This is a genomic window from Bacillus sp. CGMCC 1.60114 (assembly GCF_042676365.1).
In the GTDB taxonomy this organism is placed as follows: domain Bacteria; phylum Bacillota; class Bacilli; order Bacillales; family Bacillaceae_G; genus Bacillus_A; species Bacillus_A rhizoplanae_A.
Window position 1 is genome coordinate 348,965 of record NZ_JBHTHG010000118.1, and the last position, 17,810, is coordinate 366,774.

The 17,810-nt window shown below is 36.1% G+C and carries 22 protein-coding genes; 18 read left to right on the top strand and 4 right to left on the bottom strand.

Translation table 11 applies throughout. The features are described from left to right. The first annotated feature begins 59 nt into the window (after positions 1-59). Positions 60-236, top strand: coding sequence for a hypothetical protein (locus tag ACFQZ1_RS23090; RefSeq protein ID WP_377884479.1), 177 nt, complete (start codon positions 60-62; stop codon positions 234-236). A 156-nt stretch (positions 237-392) separates the two neighbouring features. On the opposite strand, the gene ACFQZ1_RS23095 is transcribed toward ACFQZ1_RS23090, so the two are convergent. Then, a complete protein-coding gene (locus ACFQZ1_RS23095; protein ID WP_377881711.1) occupies positions 393-506 on the bottom strand; it encodes a YjcZ family sporulation protein in 114 nt (37 codons plus the stop codon). 175 nt (positions 507-681) lie between these two features. On the opposite strand from ACFQZ1_RS23095, the gene ACFQZ1_RS23100 reads away from it, so the two are divergent. From ACFQZ1_RS23100 to ACFQZ1_RS23130, 7 genes are all read left to right on the top strand, one after another. Next, positions 682-897 carry a hypothetical protein gene (locus ACFQZ1_RS23100; protein ID WP_377884480.1) on the top strand — a complete coding sequence of 72 codons (216 nt, stop codon included), beginning with the start codon at positions 682-684 and terminating at the stop codon, positions 895-897. A gap of 10 nt (positions 898-907) precedes the next feature. After that, positions 908-1,030, top strand: a complete 123-nt coding sequence (locus tag ACFQZ1_RS23105) for a DUF3983 domain-containing protein (protein ID WP_377884481.1) — start codon at positions 908-910, stop codon at positions 1,028-1,030. A gap of 116 nt (positions 1,031-1,146) precedes the next feature. Beyond that, positions 1,147-1,317: a hypothetical protein gene (locus ACFQZ1_RS23110; RefSeq protein WP_377884482.1), complete on the top strand. Its 171-nt coding sequence runs from the start codon at positions 1,147-1,149 to the stop codon at positions 1,315-1,317. A 23-nt stretch (positions 1,318-1,340) separates the two neighbouring features. Continuing rightward, positions 1,341-1,826, top strand: a complete 486-nt coding sequence (locus tag ACFQZ1_RS23115; RefSeq protein WP_377884484.1) for an ArpU family phage packaging/lysis transcriptional regulator — start codon at positions 1,341-1,343, stop codon at positions 1,824-1,826. Continuing rightward, positions 1,823-2,365 carry a site-specific integrase gene (locus ACFQZ1_RS23120; protein ID WP_377884487.1) on the top strand — a complete coding sequence of 181 codons (543 nt, stop codon included), beginning with the start codon at positions 1,823-1,825 and terminating at the stop codon, positions 2,363-2,365. The genes ACFQZ1_RS23115 and ACFQZ1_RS23120 overlap by 4 nt, the downstream gene beginning before the upstream one ends. Before the next feature lie 167 nt (positions 2,366-2,532). Continuing rightward, entirely contained in the window at positions 2,533-2,808 is a 276-nt protein-coding gene (locus tag ACFQZ1_RS23125; RefSeq protein ID WP_253630046.1) for a stage V sporulation protein S, read from the top strand. Between the two features lie 243 nt (positions 2,809-3,051). After that, complete coding sequence (locus tag ACFQZ1_RS23130) at positions 3,052-3,258, top strand: hypothetical protein (RefSeq protein ID WP_377884489.1); 207 nt, start codon at positions 3,052-3,054, stop codon at positions 3,256-3,258. A 105-nt stretch (positions 3,259-3,363) separates the two neighbouring features. On the opposite strand, the gene ACFQZ1_RS23135 is transcribed toward ACFQZ1_RS23130, so the two are convergent. Then, positions 3,364-3,558, bottom strand: a complete 195-nt coding sequence (locus ACFQZ1_RS23135; RefSeq protein ID WP_377884490.1) for a hypothetical protein — start codon at positions 3,556-3,558, stop codon at positions 3,364-3,366. A gap of 159 nt (positions 3,559-3,717) precedes the next feature. Here ACFQZ1_RS23135 and ACFQZ1_RS23140 point away from each other — a divergent pair, with 159 nt between their 5' ends. Continuing rightward, complete coding sequence (locus tag ACFQZ1_RS23140; RefSeq protein ID WP_377884492.1) at positions 3,718-3,954, top strand: DUF3947 family protein; 237 nt, start codon at positions 3,718-3,720, stop codon at positions 3,952-3,954. 247 nt (positions 3,955-4,201) lie between these two features. On the opposite strand, the gene ACFQZ1_RS23145 is transcribed toward ACFQZ1_RS23140, so the two are convergent. After that, complete coding sequence (locus ACFQZ1_RS23145; protein WP_377884494.1) at positions 4,202-4,417, bottom strand: spore germination protein; 216 nt, start codon at positions 4,415-4,417, stop codon at positions 4,202-4,204. A 307-nt stretch (positions 4,418-4,724) separates the two neighbouring features. Between ACFQZ1_RS23145 and ACFQZ1_RS23150 the strand changes: the two genes are divergently transcribed. Then, complete coding sequence (locus ACFQZ1_RS23150; protein ID WP_377884496.1) at positions 4,725-4,904, top strand: hypothetical protein; 180 nt, start codon at positions 4,725-4,727, stop codon at positions 4,902-4,904. 550 nt (positions 4,905-5,454) lie between these two features. Further along, positions 5,455-6,279, top strand: coding sequence for a GH25 family lysozyme (locus tag ACFQZ1_RS23155; protein ID WP_377884498.1), 825 nt, complete (start codon positions 5,455-5,457; stop codon positions 6,277-6,279). Positions 6,280-6,461: 182 nt separating this feature from the next. Here the strand turns inward: ACFQZ1_RS23155 and ACFQZ1_RS23160 are convergent, their stop codons facing one another. Continuing rightward, positions 6,462-6,956 (bottom strand): cupin domain-containing protein, encoded by a 495-nt coding sequence (locus ACFQZ1_RS23160; protein WP_377884500.1) that lies wholly within the window; start codon positions 6,954-6,956, stop codon positions 6,462-6,464. Positions 6,957-7,448: 492 nt separating this feature from the next. Here ACFQZ1_RS23160 and ACFQZ1_RS23165 point away from each other — a divergent pair, with 492 nt between their 5' ends. From ACFQZ1_RS23165 to ACFQZ1_RS23195, 7 genes are all read left to right on the top strand, one after another. Beyond that, on the top strand, positions 7,449-8,765 hold the full coding sequence (locus ACFQZ1_RS23165) for an MFS transporter (protein ID WP_377884501.1): 1,317 nt from the start codon (positions 7,449-7,451) through the stop codon (positions 8,763-8,765). A 273-nt stretch (positions 8,766-9,038) separates the two neighbouring features. Further along, positions 9,039-9,347, top strand: a complete 309-nt coding sequence (locus ACFQZ1_RS23170) for a magnetosome magnetite crystal formation protein family (RefSeq protein WP_377884503.1) — start codon at positions 9,039-9,041, stop codon at positions 9,345-9,347. Between the two features lie 858 nt (positions 9,348-10,205). After that, positions 10,206-11,324: a citrate synthase gene (gene mmgD / locus ACFQZ1_RS23175; RefSeq protein ID WP_377884505.1), complete on the top strand. Its 1,119-nt coding sequence runs from the start codon at positions 10,206-10,208 to the stop codon at positions 11,322-11,324. A 98-nt stretch (positions 11,325-11,422) separates the two neighbouring features. Continuing rightward, entirely contained in the window at positions 11,423-12,859 is a 1,437-nt protein-coding gene (prpD, locus tag ACFQZ1_RS23180; protein WP_377884507.1) for a 2-methylcitrate dehydratase, read from the top strand. A 17-nt stretch (positions 12,860-12,876) separates the two neighbouring features. After that, entirely contained in the window at positions 12,877-13,785 is a 909-nt protein-coding gene (gene prpB, locus ACFQZ1_RS23185) for a methylisocitrate lyase (RefSeq protein WP_377884509.1), read from the top strand. Between the two features lie 403 nt (positions 13,786-14,188). Next, the gene (locus ACFQZ1_RS23190; RefSeq protein WP_377884511.1) at positions 14,189-15,949 is read left to right on the top strand and encodes a sigma 54-interacting transcriptional regulator; all 1,761 of its coding nucleotides are present in this window, start codon (positions 14,189-14,191) and stop codon (positions 15,947-15,949) included. 139 nt (positions 15,950-16,088) lie between these two features. Beyond that, positions 16,089-17,798, top strand: a complete 1,710-nt coding sequence (locus ACFQZ1_RS23195; protein ID WP_377884513.1) for an acyl-CoA dehydrogenase family protein — start codon at positions 16,089-16,091, stop codon at positions 17,796-17,798. The last annotated feature ends 12 nt before the right edge of the window (positions 17,799-17,810 follow it).

A 17,810-nucleotide genomic window follows, 5' to 3' on the forward strand; every position in this document is an offset into this window, starting at 1 on the left:
GTTTAAACGTGAGAATTTTTTAATAAAAACGCTATTTTAATTGAAAAGGGGAATGAGAGATGGATGATTCAAAAGCTGTTTATTGGGATACTTTGCTTAAAATAGCACGTGAAGTTGGAGATAATAATTTAATTCAAACTATGACTGATGTTAAAACGTCCGTTGATGATGAAGTTATTAAAAAAATTAAAGAAGGAAAGTTAGTATACACAATAAGAGCAGCTAGCAAAAGCTAACTGCTCATCCCTTGGAGAGGGAAAGTAGGCATACAGGTTGTGAGTACTAAAAGGTGCCTGTTTGTAGTATGTGCAGATGGAGAAATGTTATACAGGAGGAGAAGTATTAATTCAATAAGAAAAGACACTCAAATTGAGTGCCTTCTCTTAGCAGCATCAGCAGAAGCCACCGCCTCCAAAACAACTACAACCAATTATGATTAATAAAATAAACAACACAATAAGTAAGGCGAAGCCGCCACCGAAGCCACCACAACCAGCAAAACCCATGAACTATTCCTCCTTTTGGTGAGGAAATAAACTATGTGGGTTGTCGTTAAGGTATTCCAGCGGATTTACATTACGTTATGTGAAATAGAACTAAACAGTGCATGTATGTTATCAAGAAAAAAAGATAGATTTTTTAAACCAAATAATCCTTTGAATAGAAAGTGAGGTTAGGAGAATGGAAGAGAAAAAACAATTAGAGCAGATGAAGAAGAATATTTTAGATTTATCAATAGCATTAATCGATGCACCATTTCATGGAGTGAGCAATGAGAAACGAATTGCAATGGAATTTGCCATTAATAAAATATTAGAAAATACAGGTATTACTATTGAAAGCCTTCTGAAAGAGCAAAGAGAAATGTATATGTTAGCTAAAGAAGATAGAAAGTGAGGCTGTAAGAATGGCGAATTTAAAGAAAAAGAAGACAAGAAAAGCTATTCAACGTCGCGCTAAGTCAGTTGATAATCATCAAGTTGCAAATGCATGGAGAAACATTTTTGTAAAGGCTGGTATTTTAAAGTAAAGGAAAAAAAGAATATGGTCTGGCTAGAAAACTAGAGGACACCCAATCATTAAAGTGGCTTATTGGCTACATAGTGGTTGGTGTTCTTTTTATTTTGCGAAAGGGAGATGGGGAGAATGAAGGCACTAAAGGACCAATTACGTGAGTGGAAAAAGCAATCGCAGCAGATGAAAAAGAAAAATAAGAAAAAGCGTAAGGAACAGCTAAGTAAACGAGATATAGAGGAATTAATGGGGATTCGTGGACCTCGATATGAAAGAAGACGTGGCGCGCTAAGACAAAAGTAAAAAATAAAAAGGAGTGGTCTTACATGACTAAACAATTATCTTTCTTGCCAAAAATCGATAGAGCAGCTACACAGGAAAAATTGGAAGGTGTTTTTGAAAGTGTACGTATATATAGACAGTTTGGAATGATTCGTAAAGAAATGAAAGTCACTCCTTCTTATTCGATTAGAGAGCATGGACCTACACATACAGTTGGTAATCCATTAGAAGATGTTGCAGTAGAGAATTTACAGCAAAATAAGCGTGAAGAATGGCTTGGAAAAATGTCATTTCGTATCGACCAGGCATTAAGTCGTTTCGGTCATAGCCAAGCAGGAAAGAATCAACGAGATATTATTGTCAAGCGATACCTTGAAGATGAAGATGTATGCGATTATCATGTTTACAACGAAATCGGAATGAGTGAGCGCACTTATCGACGTGTTAAAGCAAGAGCATTCTACAAGTTTGCTTTTGCTCTTAGATTAGAAGTTTACGAGCAAGAACAAACTGGAGGTGATGAGCAATGAATTTTGTTCAGCCGCTACGTGATCCAGAGCAGATACAGCAAATAAAAGAATATCTAAAAGAAAAGAGTGAACGTAATTATATCCTGTTTGTAATGGGAATCAATACAGGATTACGTATTAGTGATATCTTGAAACTAAAAGTTGGTGACTTAAAGGGAAGCCATATCTCAATGCGTGAAATGAAAACAGGTAAGCAGAAGCGCATTCAAATTACTGCAGCATTAAGAAGAGAGTTGAAATGGTTTATTGAGGGAAGAGAAGATCATGAGTACTTAATTAAAAGCAGACAAGGAAGTAACAGGCCAATAGGTAGAAGTATGGCATACAAGATACTTAGAGCAGCGGCAGCAGAGTTTGGTTTAGATGAGATAGGAACACATACATTACGTAAGACGTTTGGATATCACATGTACATGCAGACAAAGAACATAGCGTTGCTTATGGAGATATTTAATCATTCATCAGAAAGAGTAACACTTAGATATATAGGGGTAAACCAAGATGCAATGGATAGAGCGATGACTAAGTTTAAGATTTAGTAATTCGCTTTTTATTTATGTAGATGAGCAGGTACAACATAAAAAGTATCGAATAAATACATACAATAGTATTGTTTGCTTTGGATATGAATATTAGTTAAAGGTACGTTAATTACATTCCAGTCAGTAACCAAAAAGACGATTAAATAACAAAGGGAGCAAATTACATGGAAAATATATTAAAAGTATCATCAAAATCAAATCCCAATTCAGTTGCAGGCGCAATTGCAGGCGTATTAAGAGAAAGCGGTAATGCAGAAATTCAGGCGATTGGAGCTGGCGCTATAAATCAAGCAATTAAAGCCATTGCTATTGCAAGAGGATTCGTAGCTCCTAGTGGTATTGACTTGGTTCTTATTCCAGCATTTCAAGAGATTTCAATCGATAATCAAGAAAGAACAGCAATCAAATTAATTGTAGGTCCTAGAAAATCTAGGTCTTAGAAGAGACCAACAATATAAGAATATTTGAAAAGACCGATAGAAGTCGGTCTTTTTCTTTTTTACTTATAGTTAACCATTTTTATTGTGTTGTGTAACTCAAAAAAGAAAGTGTTATAAAGTTAATAATAGCAATGGGTTCAGCGTTTGGGATAGTTACACAAAATATAAGATATGGATAACTGGTATTTAAATATGGATTATTTATATGATTAGAGTAGATGGAATTATAAAGGGGATGAAAACATGAAGGAAGTTAGTATACAAAGAGTTTTGAGCGTAACAGAAGAAATTGGAACTGGTGTACATGACCTATTTAGTACAGGCATTGAATATGTACCGTATTTAGGTAAGTTTATTCGAAATGTTAAATTTAATAGATTGGAAAGAAGAATGAAGGAGCATAGTTACATCCTTTGCTTCAACAATTTTTCCCTCATAGATAGTGACTAAAAATATTTTATTAGTATCTGGCACCCCGAAATCAATATTCCAGTATTTTCTTTTACCATTGCTCCCAATTGACTTCCCGGGCTTATCTCTGTCTATATTTACTCCCTATAATAATTGAGCGTTTTTATTCCATTCCAAAGCAGAAGGATATGCTAATTCAATCGCTTGTTTTATTGATAATTCTTGGTGTTCAACGACTTCTAATGTATCTTCAGTTGATTGTAATGAACGAGCAGATACTTTCTCAACAGTACCAATTGAAACTAACAAAAGTAAGACGAAAAGGATTATTTTTTTCATTTTTTGCACCTTTTTTAGGATGTATTCTTTCCAAAACTTATTTAATTATCCTGCTCGTTAGTTGAACAAGGACTCATGTATAGTATAACTTAACACTTTCCAAAATTAATCTTCATAACATATTTTGTAGTAACTTATACGAAAGTGAGTTGAATAATAATGTTTTATCCTTATTTTAACAACCAAATGAGAATTCCTGCTGGGTATGGTGCTAGTGTAACGGCTAGTGGAGCGCAAAGTACAATTCAAGCTATTCAACAAGCATTACAAGCACAGCAACAAATGCAACAAAGTATGCAACCTTACTATCCAATGCAATATTATTACCCAATGCATATTACACAATATGGAATATCTTTTTCAACGATTCCGTATGGAACTGAATACAATTTATAGTAAATAATAATAAAAAATAATAGCTGTTTAATGGAAAGTTATTCATGTCAGTAAAATTTAATCCGTTTGAGGATTATCGTAATGAAGGAAAACGAAAGTGGTACAAGTTCAATAAAAAGAGCAGATAGCAAAAGCTAACTGCTCTACAAAATAAATATGGGGTCGCTTCGCTAAAATTAGCTGAAACTAGCTGTAGTATAAAAGGGATTTGAAATATTATGCAGTGGAGAGAACAGGATAAATAATTTTAGGCTGTTCCAATTTGATTTTGATCAGCTACATCTGAATCAAATGTATTCGTACCGCTTACACCGTTAAAGGTATTAAGAACAAAAGCAACGTTAGATGAACCGGATCCGTTATAAGCTTTCGTATTTTCTTTCGGAGATACATTATAGAAGTCTCCTAAGTTAAAAGAACCGTTACTATTTTGAACGACTAAGTTCCCAACAATAGACGGCATATTTTCACCTACTTTATCAGGGATTGTTTAAATCAATATATGATTCATTCTTCGAAAGGGTTCGACTGCAATGTATTTATGGAATTGCGAAGGGATTAAAACAAATTAAGACATATTCCAGTGCGGCGAGTGTGATAATAATCGTATTGGTCATACTGTTTTGCATCTCATTGAGCATAGTTACACTAATGCTATGTTTAAAAAATGTAAAACCACCATCTTGGAAATGACTTGCAACATTTCCATTCGTTCTGATGAATTCAACATTTGCAAAATGTAAATTAAATTGGTGAAAGGAGTGGGGTGGATGATTAAACAACAAGGTTATGATGAGTTAGAACTTCATGAAGGAGAAACGTTGACTCAAGCTTTGTTAAAATTGAATGAGAATACTCGTCGAGAGTCTGAAGTACAATACGTTGAGATTCATCAAGTTGTACCTCATGGCAATCAGCGTTTTACAGTAATACTTAATGTATATAAGTGATGAAAATAAAAAGGCATCCATAACGGGTGCCTTTTTATTTTGTCTTGTAATTCTTACTTTTAATGTCTATTGCACTAGATGCCCAAACGTAAAGGCATGCTAATGTTAATAGTGCGCGTATCCAACCAAATTCATTATCTGTAATAATCCTTGAAATGAATAGAATGGCATTAAAAACAAATAAAGGAAAAAAGAGAATTATATCTCGTTTTAATGATTTTAAACTTTGCATAACCTTCACCTCCAATATGATATTACATTGAGGGATATAGAACAGCAAAATTATTTTACCAAATTGTAGCATGGTGTCTTATATATATAAAGAACTGCAATTGAAGTAGAAAAGTAGTATGAGAGGAGGAGTTATATATTGAATGGAACAAGCTTATAAAATAAAGTATGATGTGTCCTGATGAAAAAAGAAGAACAAAATTAAGCGGGATGTACTGAGATAGTGATAAAACAAGAAGGATTTGTTGTTGTTTTAAGCGTTTATACAAATCATGAGACAAGTTATCGAATACAATAATCCACAAGGAGAAAATAAATCATGGGACATATCATAGATATTTCAAAATGGAATGAAAATATAAATTGGGATATAGCTGCTCAGCACATTGACTTAGCAATCTGCCGTGTGCAGTATGGTTCCAAAAAAGTAGACGACATTTATACAGACCATGTGGAACATTTTGAAGCGCGAGGTATTCCCCATGCAGCTTATGCTTACGGATGCTATGTATCTGTGGCAGATGCTATTGTAGAGGCGAAAGACTTTATGAACCGTGTAAGCCCTAATGCTAAATTTCTAGTCCTAGATGTCGAGGAAGACACTTTAACGAATTGTGGAACTGCTAATCTAGCAGAAGCGTCGCAGACCTTTATTGATACATGTAAGGAAGCTGGTTGGAAAGTAGGGTTATATGTATCACACTATATGTACGGATCATATGGATTGCAAAATGTGAATGCAGATTTCATATGGTTACCTCGTTATGGAACAAATGACGGAACACCACAGGTAAAACCTGATTATGCGTGTGACTTGTGGCAATACAGTGATAATGGGTATGTTGAAGGGATTGGGAAAGTTGATGTGAACCTATTAACAGGGGACAAGCCGTTAGAATGGTTTATAGGCACGGAGTCCTATCGTATTTATGTAGGGGATTTCGATTCTGTTGAATGGATTACAGATGTATTGAAAAAAATTAAGGAAGTATTACCTGGTTATGGTGTTTGGGTACAATGTCTAGATGATGGGAATCATCGCATTGCAGTTGGTGATTTTAATTCAAAGATATGGTGCGATGAGACATTTGCGAAGTTGCAAGCAGTGTATCCGAGGTATGGAATGTGGATTTCACAAATATAATGAGAAAAGCTGGCTCATGAGAGTCAGTTTTTTTTACTGACATTAGTCCTTTTATAAAGTATAAAGAAATTGGAAAACTAACAGTTAAGTATGGTGTGTTTGTAAATATCTATATTATTAATGGATTTTAAAAATAGTTTTCTATATTAATACCCCAAATACGGATGAAATGGAATTTGTTGTTAATAATAATAAGATGGATGTTGTGTATGTGTTTGATTTTGATTGGGTATATGCTGCATTGTATTTCGATTTTGATTACAGTTTTTTGGAGGGCCAATTACAGTAGTAGATTGAATAGGAGATACCGCCTGTTTCCATTGCTGTTCATTGAGACAATAAGTATGAGCCATTACGTTGGATGGAGTTAATTTTAAAATATCTGATCCGAAAATAACTTCTGAAGTAGGAGCGTTAAAAATGGCTAATAAATGTGTATTGTCTACAGTAGCAATTTCATAATGCCACCAACCTTGCGGTGCATTAGTAACTTGACCTGGTTTTATAGGGAAATTAAGAATTTGATTCGTAAATGGGTTAAGTAAGGAAACGACAGCTGCACCAGAAATACAATAAACGAGTTCAGCAGCATTTTGGTGTACATGAGGCTCTACAATATTATCCGCACTTAAAAAAATGTCTAGTAAAGATGTATTTAATTGTTTAATCCCTAACACATTTATATAATTTTACGCATCCTTTGTGAAAAAATTACTTTTACTTACATCTTGAGCGAATTGGATAGAAGGAGAGGTGTAATCTATATAGCCTGCCTTGCTGTTTCGAAATATGTCTAGGTATATGGAGTATGATATGAGTCTATTTATTTTATTGTGCAGCAGTCTATGTAACTTAAAATTTAAAACAAGGAACAAAATTGGAGCGTTTTTTTAGAATTGTAAATGTAAAGGGGACACAAAATAACAGAAAAATTGATTAAAGTGAAATGAATATTAGTGGGTATTGAAGTAATATGATAAATTGTTATTATTGGAACTTTCTGTTTAATGAATAAGTGTAAATAATATGAGGTTAGGAGAGTTAATTTGAGAGAATTTAGCTTGTGTTCTGAAACGTGGGGATTAGTCTTGAAATCTTATGAAAAAAAGACTTTAACAATTGGTTTATACAATATGCAAAGTCGGTTTCTAGGAAAGGGGGACTGAGAGATGTTGCATAGAGTTGATGATTCAAAAGCTTTAGAAAATCAACCGGTTTGGTTACAAAGTTACATTGATTCTCCAGAAAAGCAACAACAGTTATATCGCCGGACGTTAATCATTGTTGTCATTTCACAAATTTTCGGTGGTGCAGGACTTGCAGCAGGCGTAACCGTTGGAGCACTTCTTGCACAAGACATGCTAGGTACAGATAGTTTTGCAGGGGTTCCGACTGCGTTGTTCACTTTAGGTTCTGCTGGAGCAGCGCTACTTGTAGGGCGACTCTCTCAGCGTTTTGGGCGACGTTTAGGACTCGCGACAGGATTTTTGACTGGCGGTATCGGCGCAATCGGAGTAGTAATTTCAGCACTAACTAATAATCTTGTACTTCTTTTTTCTTCACTATTAATCTATGGTGCCGGAACTGCTACAAATTTACAAGCACGCTATGCAGGTACAGACCTAGCAAATTCTACACAGCGAGCAACAGCAATCAGCATTGCAATGGTATCAACCACCTTAGGTGCTGTCGCAGGGCCAAATTTAGTTGAAGTAATGGGTCGATTTGCAATAATGATTAAAGTTCCTGCACTAGCCGGTCCGTTCATTTTAGCAGCTGCAGCTTATATCCTTGCCGGTTTGGTACTTCTAGCTCTACTTCGTCCAGACCCCCTCGTTGTTGCAAAAGCAATTGCAGATGTGCAGAGAACGAACGAGAGTAATCATTTAGATGAGAGCTCTAGTAAACTAGCAATAAAAAAGCGAGGAATTGTTGTTGGTGCCACAATCATGGTCTTAACTCAGATTGTCATGGTTTCAATTATGACAATGACACCTGTACATATGGGACATCATGGACATGGCCTGAAAGAGGTGGGACTGGTAATTGGTTTTCATATCGGCGCAATGTACCTGCCATCTCTTATGACTGGTATTCTCGTAGATAAGATTGGACGTACTGCAATGGCAATCGCTTCTGGTGCCACTCTACTCGCAGCTGGTGTACTGGCTGCTGTTGCACCTGCTGATTCTATGTTAGTACTCATCATTGCTCTTATTTTGCTTGGGCTTGGTTGGAACTTTGGCTTGATTAGCGGTACTGCGCTCATCGTGGATGCAACTACTCCGTCCACTCGCGCAAAGACGCAAGGATCTGTTGATGTCTTAATCGCTTTGGCAGGGGCATCCGGGGGGGCACTATCTGGCATGATCGTCGCTCATTCTAGTTACACAACACTTTCATTTGCTGGAGCCGTCCTTTCATTACTGCTTATCCCAGTCATTGTCTGGTCCCGTGGCAATCAACAGAATACTAATAGAAGCTAATAAAGTGAAACTTCCATCAGTGGGGGGGTTCTTCATCCCCCACTGATGGAAAGCTCTCACCAATCGGGCTTTTACGGGCAGTTATTCCCCACATATCTTACTTGCTTCTCTCTGAATCTTGAAGTGGGGGTTTTACCGCCCGTTAATGCGGGATAAAATCATCCAACTTTTGAAAGAGTATAAATCAGTCTCAAGATCCATTCACAAATTATAGGGTATAATGTAAAATATTACATAATAAGGAAAATAAAAATGAAAAGGAGTAATTTTTGAATGGAGCATAAAGGACTGAAAATATTCATTCATGCTAGTACTTGGTTTGCACCTGTTTTAGTTCCTTTTATTATATTTCTTGTTAGTTCAGATCGAGAAATTAAAAGTTTATCATTACAGGCAGTTATATTTCATTTTGTGATAGGTGTATTAATTGCTATTTCAGTATTTTTTTCTTGGGTATTAATTGGAATTCCGTTCTTAATTATTTTTGGATTAATGGCTTTAATTACTCCAATCATCGGTATCATTCGTGCGATAAAAGATCGACCTTTTCAATATCCGATTGTTGGGTCATGGCTGAAGTAGTACTTACAAGTATAAAGTGAAGTTTCTATCAGTGGGGGACATCCGTCACTGATGGAAATCTTGTCCAATCGGTCTTTATTGGCAGTTATCTTTTACCTACCTTTTTTGGACTGCTCCAACTTTGAGTTAGGTGTCTTACTGTCCGTTAGTACGATATAAATATGTAAAAAGGATAGCGTGTAGCTATCCTTTTTATATTGAAAATCATGATGTGGAAGGTGGTACCCATCCATTGATGAAGGTTGCAATTCATTATTAGAAAGCTAGAAGTTAAATGAGAGTGAAAAATATATTAATAAAACAAATCGCTAAGATATCATAAAATTAATAATATAAAATAAATTGTAATTGTTTAAAAAGTCTGATATATTTGAGTGGAAAATGAAAGAGATGTAAAACGGGTAGAGATACAATGTTTGTTTTAGCTTTTTAAAAGGGAAGTTATGCTGTCCAGTAACTGTATTTTGAATCGAGTACATAGGCCCTTGCCCGTTTTAGTGCACATCATAGCCTACGTGGATAGGAGGTGTTAAGTGCGAAGGTAGAAACTGTATTTTTTAGTATCTCTTCGTATAGTAACAGCTTCTTGGGAAGTTGCTCTTTTATTTTCGAAATTGATTAATAAGTATGAAGCTACAGGTAGTTCTTTGTTTGGAACATGTGCTAGGTTTTTTAACTCTTTCAAAACTACTATATGAACAATCTAAACATAGAAAAACCTTGTACGCTGCTTACCGCGTATTCTTTATTAGTGGATGAAATAGCTAGAAGAGAATACTGTGGAAAATATATTTGTGCAATCTTGGAAAGGCTTACAGAAATGTAAACGAAGATCTATTTGGATGGGAGGAAGGTAAAATGGGAGCTGAAAATAATTATTTTCCAGGACTTGATGGGGTAGTTGCAGCAGAGACAAAGATTTCTTTTCTTGATACAAAAAAAGGAGAAATCGTTATTCAAGGGTATGATCTGATCGAGTTATCTAAAACGAAAAGTTATTTAGATATTGTTCATCTTTTATTAGAGGAGAAACTTCCTAATTCAGATGAAAAAGCGGCATTGGAAGAAACGCTAAAACATGAATATGAAGTTCCTACTGGTGTTTTTGATGTTTTAAAAGCATTGCCAAAACAAACGCACCCGATGGACGGGTTACGCACGGGAATTTCAGCACTCTCAGGTTATGACAATGAAATTGATGATCGCTCATTAGATGTAAATAAAAAACGTGCTTATAAATTGTTAAGTAAAGTACCGAATATAGTAGCTAACAGTTATCGAATTTTGAATAATGAAGAACCAATTGAACCGATTCAAGAGTTATCTTATAGTGCGAACTTCTTCCATATGCTTACGGGTAAGAAGCCTTCTGAATTAGAAGAAAAAATATTTGATAAATCACTTGTTTTGTATAGTGAACACGAGATGCCTAATTCTACTTTTACGGCTAGAGTAATTGCGTCGACGCAATCAGATTTATACGGTGCTTTAACCGGAGCAGTTGCTTCTTTAAAAGGTAATTTACATGGGGGTGCCAATGAGGCAGTAATGTACATGCTGCTTGAAGCGGGTACTGTTGAGAAATTTGAAGAATTACTGCAAAAGAAATTGTATAACAAAGAAAAAATTATGGGATTTGGACATCGCGTCTACATGAAGAAGATAGATCCAAGAGCACTTATGATGAAGGAAGCATTAAAACAGTTATGTGATGTGAAAGGCGATTATACATTATATGAAATGTGTGAAGCTGGAGAAAAGATTATGGAGAAGGAAAAAGGAATCTATCCAAACTTAGATTATTATGCTGCTCCAGTTTATTGGATGTTAGGTATTCCAATTCAACTGTACACACCAATCTTTTTCAGTTCAAGAACGGTGGGCTTATGTGCGCATGTGATTGAGCAACATACAAATAATCGATTGTTCCGCCCACGTGTAAATTATATCGGCGAGCGACATGTGCTTAGCAAATAAAAACAACTGGGGAGTTGTTAAGGCCGCCCGCCAGGTGGGTGTTTGACCGACACCCATTCTTAATAATAACGAAATTTCGACAGAAAGGGAAGGATAGCGTGATTAAAACAAATGAAATTAAACAAAAGGATGCAATTTTAGAAGAAATTACGGATTATGTACTAAATAAAGAGGTGACAAGCTCAGAAGCATTCAGTACAGCACGCTATGTGTTACTTGATACGCTTGGATGTGGAATTCTAGCACTGCAATATCCAGAGTGTACGAAATTACTAGGACCAGTTGTACCAGGAACTGTTGTGCCAAATGGTACACGTGTGCCGGGAACTTCATTTGTACTTGATCCAGTACGCGGTGCCTTTAATATTGGATGTATGATTCGTTGGTTAGATTATAACGATACATGGCTTGCGGCAGAATGGGGACATCCGTCTGATAATTTAGGTGGCATTTTAGCTGTTGCAGATTATGTGAGCCGCGTTCGTATTTCAGAAGGAAAAGAACCATTAAAAGTACGAGATGTACTTGAAATGATGATTAAAGCACATGAAATCCAAGGTGTACTTGCATTAGAAAATAGTTTAAACCGCGTTGGTCTTGACCATGTGTTATACGTAAAAGTAGCGACAACAGCAGTTGTTACTAAAATGCTTGGTGGCACGCGTGAAGAAATCTTTAATGCATTGTCTCATGCATGGATTGATAACTCTAGTCTTCGTACTTACCGTCATGCTCCAAATACAGGTTCACGTAAATCATGGGCAGCTGGGGATGCAACGAGCCGCGGTGTTCATCTTGCACTTACTGCATTAAAAGGTGAAATGGGTTACCCAACAGCATTATCTGCACCAGGATGGGGATTCCAAGATGTATTGTTTAACAAGCAAGAACTAAAATTAGCAAGACCTTTAGATTCTTATGTAATGGAAAATGTATTGTTTAAAGTATCATACCCAGCAGAATTCCATGCTCAAACAGCTGCAGAATGTGCAGTGAAATTACATCCAGAAGTGAAAGAACGATTAGATGAAATTGACCGTATTACAATTACGACACATGAATCAGCAGTTCGTATTATTGATAAAGAAGGCCCATTAAATAACCCAGCTGACCGCGATCATTGCTTGCAATACATTACTGCAATCGGTTTATTAAAAGGCGACATTGTTGCAGATGATTATGAGGATGAAGTAGCTTTTGACCCTCGCGTAGATGAATTACGAAATAAGATGGTTGTTGTTGAAAATAAACAATACAGTTTAGATTACCTTGATCCGAACAAGCGCTCAATCGCCAACGCTGTTCAAATTCATTTTAAAGATGGTACAGTAACAGAAAACGTAGAATGTGAATATCCATTAGGTCACCGTTTCCGTAGAGACGAAGCGATTCCAAAGGTAGTTCAAAAGTTCTCTGCAAATATGGCTGTTCATTATTCTAATAAACAACAAGAAAACATTCATGAAGCTTGTTTGAATGAAGAAAAATTAGAAAATATGAATGTGAATGAATTTGTAGATCTTTTCTTAATTTAAGTATAGGGGGAATAAGAATGGCTTGGGTTGTAAATAAACAGTCAACACAAGAAGAACTTGCCAATCGATTCCGGGCTTTAGTAGAGGCGCCTGAAATCTTGCAAATTCCTGGTGCACATGATGCGATGGCTGCTCTTGTTGCAAAAAATGCTGGATTTTCAGCTCTTTATTTATCAGGAGCTGCTTATACAGCAAGTAAGGGTTTACCAGATTTAGGTATTGTAACATCTACTGAAGTAGCTGAAAGAGCAAGAGATCTTGTTAGAGCAACGGATTTACCTCTTCTTGTCGATATTGATACAGGATTTGGTGGAGTGTTAAATGTAGCGAGAACTGCTGTAGAGATGGTGGAAGCAAATGTAGCTGCTGTTCAAATTGAAGATCAGCAACTTCCTAAAAAGTGTGGACATCTCAATGGGAAAAAACTTGTTTCTATTGAAGAAATGCAACAAAAAATTAAAGTTATAAAAGAAGTAGCACCATCGATGGTTGTTGTAGCTCGTACAGATGCTCGTGCAGTTGAAGGATTAGATGCATCGATTGAGAGAGCAATTGCTTACATAGAAGCAGGTGCAGATGCTATTTTCCCAGAAGCTTTGCAATCAGAAGAAGAGTTTCGTTTATTTACAAAAAAAGTAACAGTACCTTTACTTGCTAATATGACCGAATTTGGAAAAACACCATATTATACTGCTGAAGAGTTTGCTAATATCGGTTATCAAATGGTCATATATCCAGTAACGTCTCTTCGCGTAGCAGCAAAAGCTTATGAGCGTATTTTTCAGCTTATAAAAGAAGAAGGATCGCAAAAAGAAGGGCTTTCCGATATGCAAACAAGAAGTGAATTGTATGAAACAATTTCGTATCATGATTTTGAAGAGTTAGATAAGGGAATTGCAAAAACAGTCTTATCTGATGGGCAATAGATAAAGTAAAACTACCAGCAATAGAGGGACATTCCCCCATTGCTGGTTAGTTGAACTAATCGGGTGCATGCCAGCAGTTGTCGCCTATCTATCTTCCTCGCTCTTCTCTGAATAGTGGAGGATGGGGGGCTTACTGCTCCAAAATAGCGAGATAAAATAAGAAAGCGATGATACACATTTTTAGCAAAAACACCTGCTTGATGTGAAATGAATCATCGCTTTTTTGTCATATTACGGATAGTAAGAATGAGATTGATAAAAGTTTTTGGACGAAAAAAAATGAAATCCTCGTTTGTGTAGTTGCATTTTATCATAATATTTTTTTCACGGTAGAAAAGCATTAGCATGTTAAGTAGATAGGAAAAGAGGAGTATAGACATTCTAAAGGAAGGGAAATTCGGTTATGATGGCTGCAAAATATGACTCTGTTCGAAATTGGATGAAGCAGGACCCGTACATTTTGAGGAAAGATGATACAATTCGAGAAGCATTACGACTACTAGCTGAATCAGAGAGCACAGAACTCCCTGTTTTAGAAAATAATCATGTGATTGGGGTTGTTAAACTAATTGATTGTGTAAAGTGGTTAGAGGATCATTCAGAGTGGGATGAACCGATTGTCACTATACTGAGACATTCTTTCTATAACGTAAGGGAAGAGTTTTCATTAAGCGAGTTAGAAAATATTCCACTTTACGTTACCTGTGAGGAAAACAGAGAGCTTAAAGGAGTGTTCAGTAATAAGGAATTATTAGCCTTTCATAAAGATTTGGTTCAAGAAATCGAATGTGCACATCAAACGATAGAGTGGTTTAAACTTTGTTTTGATACTGCATACGAAGGTATTGCAATTGTGGATGAAAATGGAGTTATCCAAATGTTTAATGAAACATACAGTCGTTTTGTTGGTGTTACGAAGGAAGAAGCAATTGGGCAGCGCGCTGAAAATGTAATTGAGAATACGCGGCTTCCAGTTGTATTAAAAACAGGAGTACCAGAAAGAAATCAAGTGCACCGTCTGCAAGGACAGAATCTAGTTGTGCACCGGATGCCGATTTGGAAGCATGGAAGAGTGATAGGTGCTGTAGGGATGCTTATTCATGAAGGGATTTCAGATATTTATAAAATACTAGAACGATTTGATCAAAAGGATAGGACAATTAAACCAACGTTTTCTAAACCGAAAAAGAAGCAGATTCGATTTGAAGATATTCTTGGAGAAAGCCAAATAATTTCTGAAACGAAAAAAATGGCTCGAAAAGCAGCTAGATCAAAAGCATCCGTATTAATTACTGGGGAAAGCGGTGTTGGTAAAGAGCAATTTGCACGTGCTATACATGATACCGGTATAACAAAAAACGGTCCATTTATTAGTGTGAACTGTGCTGCTATTCCTGATAATTTACTAGAATCTGAATTGTTTGGTTATGCAGAAGGTGCTTTTACAGGTGCGAAAAAGAATGGGAAGGCAGGGAAGTTTGAACTTGCAAATCATGGAACATTATTTTTAGACGAGATTGGTGATATGTCTCTTTTAACGCAAGTGAAAATTTTACGTGTTTTACAAGAAAGGGAAATAGAAAGAATAGGTGGTACACATCCAATTCCTGTTGATTTCAGGCTAATCGCAGCTACAAATAAAGATTTAAAACAAATGGTTAGAGAAGGAACCTTTAGGGAGGATTTATATCATCGTCTTCATGTTATTCCGATTCATATTCCACCGCTTCGCTTTCGAAAACAAGATATACCACTCATTGTCGAAGAACATTTACAAAAGTTATGTCAAATGTATGGTGCCGAAGAAAAGACACTTGATAAAGAGGTATTACGCCTTATGTTCCATTATAATTGGCCGGGAAATGTCAGGGAATTAATCAATGTGTTAGAAAGGCTATTTGCACTATCAGATGATGCACATATACGGGCTAAGGATTTACCAGAAGAATTTTATTATCGGGATATGGAGCAAAAGAAATTAGTACCTATGATTCAGTCTTTACCGGCAAAACAAGAAGCGATGAAAGTGGTGCGTGAAGAGGAAGAAAGAGGATTAATTGAACGTGTTTTAAAAGAAGCAAAAGGAAATAAGTCAAAAGCAGCGGCCTTGTTAGGGATTTCTAGGGCGACCCTTTATAATAAATTGTCAAGATTCAAAATCTAAACAATTATTATAGTGAGTGTAAAACTGTCTAGACAGTTTTACGTTTTCTTTTCATTTTGCCCTTGTTCTATCAAGTTTTTAGATTGGCATAGATTTTGCATATAAATAAAATGAAGACCGAAATGATAGGGGGATACGGATGGAGAAAACAAAGTTGCAATGGGACGAATTTTTTTCGCTGAATCAGGAGCTTAATACAACCTTTTTTACACCTGAGGATTTTTCAGGTGATGAAGATTTAATCGCAAAAACTACAGAACAATTTGTGAAACAGGAAATTGTTCCTCAAATTGAAAATATCGAGCAGCACAATTATCAAGTTTCCCGCAGGTTGTTTGAAAAGGCTGGAGAACTTGGGTTGTTGAGTATAGAGGTTCCAGAAGAATATGGTGGATTTGAATTGGGGAAAGCAGTTTCTGGACTTGTGGCGGAAAAGATGGGATATGCAGGAGCCTTTAGTGTTTCCTTTAATATTCATGCTGGAGTAGGAACGCTGCCATATATATATTACGGAACAAAAGAGCAGAAGGAAAAATACTTACCTAAAATTGCATCAGGTGAATGGATTGGAGCTTATGCTTTAACAGAACCTAATGCTGGATCTGATGCATTAAGTGCAAAAACAAGCGCTGTCTTAAATGAAGAAGGAACAGCTTGGACATTAAATGGTGAAAAACAGTGGATTACAAATGCTCATATGGCTGACGTATATGTTGTTTTTGCAAAGACAAATAAAGGAATGACAGCATTTATTGTCGAAAGAACATGTGAAGGCGTTTCGATTGGCCTAGAAGAAAAGAAAATGGGTATTAAAGGTTCTTCAACTGCGACACTGATTTTAGAGGATGTCGTCATTCCTGCTGAAAATGTACTAGGGGAAGTAGGAAAGGGACATCACGTAGCCCTTAATATTCTCAATTTTGCTAGATTGAAACTTGCTTTCGGGAATATTGGAACAGCAAAGCAAGCAATTGGCCTATCTGTTCAATACGGAAAAGAACGAAAACAGTTTCAAACAGAATTAGTTGATTTCACGATGATTCAAGAGAAAATTGCAAATATGATTATCGCTACATACGGTGTAGAGAGCGCAGCTTATCGAACAGCAGGCGTAATTGATGAAGCAATTCATGAGAGTGATGAAGGTATTATGCAGAAAATGTCTCAATTTGCAATGGAGTGTGCGATCAACAAAGTGAATGCTTCAGAAACACTTGGAAATATTGTAGATGAAGCGGTACAAATTCATGGTGGTTATGGTTATATGCAAGAATATGAAGTAGAACGATTGTATCGTGATGCAAGAATTAGTCGTATATTTGAAGGAACGAATGAAATTAACCGCTTAACAGTTGCGAAAATGTTAATGAAACAAACGAAACAACTAGGGAACCAAGTAGATGAAGACACATTTGAAAATGTAGAACGAAATCATCGTTATATTTTATTATCGAAACAATTATTGAAGCAATCTTTGAAAACGCTATCTCAAACTCCTGAATTAAAAATTGAACAAGAACAAGAATATTCACGCGTGTTAGCAGACATGTTGAAAGATGTATATGTAATGGAATCGGCATTTTTACGTACAAAGAAAGCGATAAGTAAAAATGGTGAAGAAAAAGAACGTACAAAACAGTTTATAACGGATGTGCTTTGTGAAGAAGGATACCGAAAAGTAGAATCAGCAGCAATTGTTCTTCTTTCTGCAGCGGTGCAAGAAGAGCAAACTAGAAACGCCATTCTAGATGAAATTCGTCAACTGTCAGTACCTCTATACACGAACTTGTTTACGAAAAAGAGAGAAATCGCAAAAACGATTATAAATCGCGGGAAATATATTGTTTAAATAGGAGGAGAG